Annotated in this window: 3 protein-coding genes; 1 reads left to right on the forward strand and 2 read right to left on the reverse strand. The window is 68.5% G+C overall.

Annotation, left to right across the window (positions count from 1 at the left end; all coding sequences use genetic code 11):
* The coding region (locus G3N99_RS36730) for a peptidase S1 (RefSeq protein ID WP_206124809.1) at positions 1 to 1,571 on the forward strand (1,571 nt) is incomplete at its 5' end.
* Between the two features lie 156 nt (positions 1,572 to 1,727).
* Here the strand turns inward: G3N99_RS36730 and G3N99_RS36735 are convergent.
* Both G3N99_RS36735 and G3N99_RS36740 read right to left on the reverse strand, forming a co-directional pair.
* Complete coding sequence (locus G3N99_RS36735; RefSeq protein WP_174939412.1) at positions 1,728 to 2,516, reverse strand: sulfite exporter TauE/SafE family protein; 789 nt, start codon at positions 2,514 to 2,516, stop codon at positions 1,728 to 1,730.
* Between the two features lie 328 nt (positions 2,517 to 2,844).
* Positions 2,845 to 3,694 (reverse strand): MFS transporter (locus G3N99_RS36740; protein WP_206124810.1); only part of this gene is annotated, 850 nt, incomplete at its 5' end.

Below are 3,694 nucleotides of genomic sequence, written 5' to 3' on the forward strand. Positions count from 1 at the left end.
TGGATTCCACGGAAGGGGCGGCCGTCGTGCACCGTACGGTCACGATCGGCGGCAAGACCATCAAGTACACGGCCACCACGGGCCACCTGACGACGATCGATCCGACCACGTCGGCGCCGAACGCGAAGATGTTCTACGTCGCGTACACGCAGGACAATCCGGACCCGTCGAAGCCGCGCCCGGTCACGTTCTTCTACAACGGCGGCCCCGGCTCGTCGTCGGTCTACCTGCTGCTCGGCTCGTACGGGCCGAAGCGCCTGCAGTCGTCGTTCCCGAACTTCACGCCGCCCGCGCCGTACAAGCTGCTCGACAACCCGGACAGCCTGCTCGACCGCACCGACCTCGTGTTCATCAACCCGGTGGGCACCGGTTACTCGACGGCGATCGCCCCGGCGAAGAACAAGGACTTCTGGGGCACCGACCAGGACGCCCGCTCGATCGACCGCTTCATCCAGCGCTACCTGACCAAGTACTCGCGCTGGAATTCGCCGAAGTTCCTGTACGGCGAGTCGTACGGCACCGCGCGCAGCGCGGTCGTGTCGTGGGTGCTGCATGAGGACGGCATCGACCTGAACGGGATCACGCTGCAGTCTTCGATCCTCGACTACGCGAATGCGCTGTCCGCGCCGGGCACGTTCCCGACGCTCGCGGCCGATGCGTTCTACTGGAAGAAGACGACGCTCAACCCGACGCCGACCGATCTCGACGCGTACATGATCCAGGCCCGCAACTATGCGGACAACACGCTCGCGCCGCTCGCGCAGAAGCCGAACCCGCAGGACGGCGGCTTCGTGAACGTGCGCCTGAACCTGAACCTGCAGACCGCGCAGCAGATGGGTTCGTACATCGGCACGGATCCGACGTCGCTGATCCAGACGTTCGGCAACCCGGCCGCGCTCGGCAACGTGCCGTCGTCGGATGACAACCCGCCGTACACGTTCTTCCTGACGCTCGTGCCGGGCACGCAGATCGGCCAGTACGACGGTCGCGCGAACTTCACGGGCAAGGGCATCGCGCCGTACATCCTGCCGAACTCGGGCAGCAACGATCCGTCGATCACGAACGTCGGCGGCGCGTACACGGTGCTGTGGAACAGCTACATCAACACCGACCTCAAGTACACGTCGACGTCGTCGTTCGTGGACCTGAACGACCAGGTCTTCAACAACTGGGACTTCAGCCACACGGATCCGACCGGCGCGAACAAGGGCGGCGGCAATACGCTGTACACGGCCGGCGACCTCGCGTCGACGATGAGCGTGAACCCGGACCTGAAGGTGCTGTCGGCCAACGGCTATTTCGACGCGGTCACGCCGTTCCACCAGACGGAGCTGACGCTCGCGCAGATGCCGCTCGACCCGACGCTCAAGGCGCAGAACCTGACGATCAAGAACTACCCGTCGGGCCACATGATCTACCTGAACGACGCGTCGCGGACCGCGCTGAAGGGCGATCTCGCCAACTTCTACGACGGCATCCTGGCGAACCGCACCGCGCTGCAGCGCGTGTTGAAGCTGCAGATGCGCACGCAGCAGCTCAAGCAGCAGAAGTTGCAGCAGCAGGGGCAGTAAGCGCCGCGGGCGGCTTGCGCCGCCCCGGATGGACGACAGCCCGATCGGCGCAGGCCGGTCGGGCTGTTTTCATTCGGGGCGGGCGAGGGGCGGCGCGTCATGCGCCTGCCGTGATCCGGCGTCAAACCGCCGAGGACAGGGCGTTCGCGCCGTGTGTTACGCGAGCACGAGCCGGATGCCGACCGCGACGAGCGTCGCGGCGAGCAGGTTGCGCAGCAGCCGCTCCGGTGCGCGTGCCGACAGCAGGCTGCCGAGCACGATGCCGGGCAGCGAGCCGAGCAGCAGCGACAGCAGCATCGACCAGTCGACCGAGCCGAGCAGCCAGTGGCCCATGCCCGCGACGAGCGTGAGCGGCACCGCGTGCGCGATGTCGGAGCCGACGATGCGGGTCGTCGCAAGTGCCGGATACAGCAGCAGGAGTACGGTCACGCCGATTGCGCCGGCGCCGACCGACGTCATCGACACGAGCACGCCGAGCACGGCGCCGGTCAGTACGGTCGACCACAGCGTGCGCGCGGGGCTCGGCGCGAGCGGGTTGCGTGCGGCGAACGCGGTGAGCTGCGGCCGGAAGATCAGCGCGAGCGATGTGAGCAGCAGCGCGACGCCGAGCACGAGCTGGATCATTCGCGCGGTGCCCGGCGCGTTCATCCCATGCGTATGCAGCCACCACAGCGTGACGGCCGCGGCCGGGACGCTGCCCGCCGCGAGCCGGCCCGTGATGCGCCAGTCGATCGAGCCTTTAAGGCCGTGGACGAGCGTGCCGGTGGCCTTGGTCGCGGCCGCGTACAGCAGGTCGGTGCCGACTGCCGTTGCGGGGTGGACGCCGAACAGCAGCACGAGGATCGGCGTCATCAACGAACCACCGCCAACGCCCGTCAGGCCGACGAGGATGCCGACGAACAGGCCGGACAACGAGTACAGCAGATCGATATGGGGAAGCGACATCGGAAGCGGGCGGTTATGCGGCGACGGTGAGGCGATGTTCGGCGGCGGCGCGTGGGTCAAAGTCCGCCATTGTCGCAAATGTGGCGGGTCGATGTACGACTGCGTTAAAAATCGGAGGGGAAAGCCCGTGGGGCGGGCAACCGGCCTGAAGTCAAACAGGCGTTTGAGCGGAGCGGGGGCGGGGTGGGCGTCATCGGCGCGACTGATCGGCCCGAAACGCCCGGTGAAACGAGAGCGGGTGCCGGGCCACGCACGCATAAAAAAGGGCGCGACGATGCGCGCCCGGGTTCGATGGCGGCGGTGGACGCCGCCAGCCGCCGGCTACCGGTCAGTGCATCGCGGGGCCGACGCCTTCGACCGCACCCTGCCGCCGGATGCGCAGTGCAAGGCCGATCAGCGCGGCGGCGGCAGCGAACGCCGCGCCGAACGCGAAGGCCGCATGGTAGCCGCCGTTCAGTGCGTCGAGCGGCGCGACATTCGCTGCCGTGAGCGCGTCGGTGCGGGCGGCCGCGAGGCTCGCGAGCACGGCGAGGCCGAGCGCGCCGCCCATCATGAACGCGGTGTTGACGATTCCGGACGCGAGCCCGGAATCGGCCGGATCGACGTCGTTCATCGCGGCGAGCAGCATCGGGTTGAACGCGACGCCCGCGCCGATGCCGAGCAGCGTCATGCCGGGCAGCACGTGCCAGACGAAGCCGCCGTCCACCGGCGCGCGCGAGAACAGCGCGAGGCCGCAGGCGGCGATCAGCAGGCCGGCCGCGATCGGGCCGCGGATCCCGAAGCGCATCACGATGCGTGCGGACAGCCCGAGCGAGAACACGGCCATGATCAGGTTCGCCGGCAGGAATGCGAGGCCGACCTGCAGCGGCCCGTAGCCGAGCACGCGCTGCATGTACAGCGCGGACAGGAAGAACCACGCGAACATCGCGGCCGCCCACAGCACGGCGATCACGTTCGCGAGCGCGACGTTGCGCGAGGCGAACAGCGAGAGCGGCATCAGCGGATGCGCGGCGCGTGCCTCGATCGCGATGAACAGCGCGAGCAGCGCGATGGCCGCGCCGATCAGTGCGACGGTTTGCGTCGACAGCCAGCCGGCCTCGTTGCCGCCGACGATCCCGTAGACGGCCAGCATCAGCGATGCCGTGACGGTGATCGCGCCCGCGACGTCGAGCCGCGCG

Origin of the sequence: Burkholderia sp. Ac-20392, from assembly GCF_017104585.1 — a bacterium.
In the GTDB taxonomy this organism is placed as follows: domain Bacteria; phylum Pseudomonadota; class Gammaproteobacteria; order Burkholderiales; family Burkholderiaceae; genus Burkholderia; species Burkholderia lata.

What these genes read in the sequence shown, in the direction of transcription:
- G3N99_RS36735 (WP_174939412.1), bottom strand. Translation starts at nt 2,516, where the DNA reads ATGTCGCTTCCCCATATCGATCTGCTGTACTCGTTGTCCGGCCTGTTC.